This is a genomic window from Massilia sp. TSP1-1-2 (assembly GCF_049896185.1).
Lineage (GTDB): Bacteria > Pseudomonadota > Gammaproteobacteria > Burkholderiales > Burkholderiaceae_D > Telluria_A.
Genome location: NZ_JAFCTU010000228.1, coordinates 1 through 506, shown reverse-complemented (window position 1 = coordinate 506; position 506 = coordinate 1). Strand labels below are relative to the sequence as shown.

Sequence of the window (506 nt, the reverse complement as noted above, 5' to 3'; positions counted from 1 at the left end):
GGACCGCCAAGGCCTCTAGACCGTGCAAAACTTCTGGCAAAATATTCCTAATTGTTAATTTTCCAAACATGTTTGTCTCCTCTTGGTTGCGTGATGAATAACAATTTTACAAATTGCAGTCATTTTGTTCTTCACATAGTACAAAGTGACCTCATGCTGACATGTCCTGGTTATCTATGTCAACTGGAAAATGGAGGGGGCTAGGGCGTAGACTATTTTGTTGCTTTTGCTGTCTTGATGCTCCGGCGGTCATACACTTTCTTGACCATGCGGTCATCGCTGTGACCCGTTGCGTCCGTTACGTTGACGTCTCCGCTTTCAACGCGGTCTGTCACGGCGGCCGGTCGCATGTCAGCGAGAGTGAAGCGCTTGAACTCGACCCCGTCCTTGCGTGCTTTTGCTTCGCAAAATTTCATAAGACGGGTGAGGATTGTGTTGAATCCGCTGCGCGTATAGACCTGGCCGGCTGTGTTGGCGAAGAGGTAAATGCCAATTGTGCGCTGAAG

Annotated in this window: 1 pseudogene; it reads right to left on the bottom strand. The window is 49.0% G+C overall.

What is annotated here, in order from left to right:
• Nucleotides 1–212 precede the first annotated feature (212 nt).
• A pseudogene (locus tag ACP7BV_RS27840) lies at nucleotides 213–506 on the bottom strand (hypothetical protein); the annotation flags it as partial.